This is a genomic window from Anaerophaga thermohalophila str. Valhall (assembly GCF_000250735.1).
In the GTDB taxonomy this organism is placed as follows: domain Bacteria; phylum Bacteroidota; class Bacteroidia; order Bacteroidales; family Marinilabiliaceae; genus Anaerophaga; species Anaerophaga thermohalophila_A.
Map to the genome: position 1 here is coordinate 1 of NZ_AHZV01000207.1, position 1481 is coordinate 1481.

Consider the following 1481-nt stretch of genomic DNA (forward strand, 5'->3'; position numbering starts at 1 on the left):
TAGCTTTGTTGCCGTTTCGTTGTTTCTTTTCAGTTGTTTGTTTTTTCTTTCTGTTTTTATGGTGCAATTGGTGCAATTAATGGTGCAATTCGTAAAATGAACCAGCACCTTTTAAGCTAGATGTTTTTAAAAGTCCTTTATCAACCAAATCTATTAAGTCTCGGCTTGCTGTATTTCGGGATACTTTAAAAATAGTTTGATAATCACTATTAGTAATTTTCTCTTTATCTTTAACATATTCAATGGCACTTATTTGTCTTTCATTTAATCCTAAAGTTTTTAAATACTCGGGATTTAGGTTTTCTTTTCTGAATTCTACCCAAAAGCCTGACATATCATAAAAATAAATTGGTTTTGGGATGCCAAAATGAACACATTCATTAATCATCTTTATTGTTCCACGTCCCCAAGATTCGATATATCCACTTCTGAAAAGTGCGTTTGCAATGTCTGGATTAAAAGGTTTTGATGGGTGTTTTGTGAGTAACTTTTCAATTGTCCAGTTGTCTGGTAATTTTCCTTCATTCCAGAATATGATTTTATCCTGGTAAACGCTAATTTGAATAGGAACTCCCTCTGAATAGTCTTTATGTGAAACTGCATTTAACAGAGCTTCTCTTACAGCATCTTTGGGATATTCATATTTCTCTACCCGGTTCAGGCCTTCATAGCTAATTGAGGAATTAATATACTTAGTGAAGAGCAAGTCCATCGTTTTTTCAACTTGCTCAAAAATGTTTCCGTGGACTTCATCTTGGAATTTTAAATTTTCATCGGATAAAAAGTATCCAATCTTGATGTACGCTCCAGTTACAAATTTTTCCGGATTTGGGTGAAAAAGAAGTATCGCGGCTCTTTTTATATAGTCATTCTCTTTAAGTTGTAAATTTTCAATTAAATGGTCATTGGTGTCCGAGAGAACATCTTCATCAATTCGTTGTGCTTTTACCGCTTTTTTGCGAAAAAAATCAAAAGTTTCTGATTTTAAGTCTTGAGTTGTAATATTGGGAATTGGCACTCCGTCCCAGCGTTTTCCCTTTTTTTGAAGCATAAATTTGTCAAGTGCCGCCCCTTTTAATTCCTGTTTGGTACTGCCACTTCGATAATGATATTGTCCTTTGTAATTAACCGGATAAGGATAAGCTTCTACGTTAATTTCAATGAAGTTTCCATTTTGGCTTTCATGCAAGTTTACATCAACGAGAATTCCTAAAATATCTCTTACCTTATTTGGAATATCTTCGAGTAGTCTTTTAGGATTTTTTACTCCAACAATATTGCCTTTGTCATCTTTGCCAATAATGATTTTTCCACCATCTGCGTTTGCAAAACCACAAATCCATTTTAAATATTCATCTCTCCAAGATTCTTTCCATTCGATATTTTGGTTCTCCGGCATATTAATTCTTTTGTTTTTAGCTTTTCAAATATAGCTAAAATGAATGTTCTTGGGGTATGTTTTCCTTACAATGAACGGCAAC

At 33.6% G+C, this 1481-nt stretch carries 1 protein-coding gene; it reads right to left on the reverse strand.

What is annotated here, in order from left to right; translation table 11 throughout:
- Positions 1-76: 76 nt before the first annotated feature.
- On the reverse strand, positions 77-1399 hold the full coding sequence (locus tag OQ5_RS0111055) for an ATP-binding protein (RefSeq protein WP_016777557.1): 1323 nt from the start codon (positions 1397-1399) through the stop codon (positions 77-79).
- Positions 1400-1481: the final 82 nt, after the last annotated feature.

Coding starts and splice junctions, on each gene's coding strand:
- OQ5_RS0111055 (WP_016777557.1), bottom strand. CDS start 1,399: ATGCCGGAGAACCAAAATATCGAATGGAAAGAATCTTGGAGAGATGAA.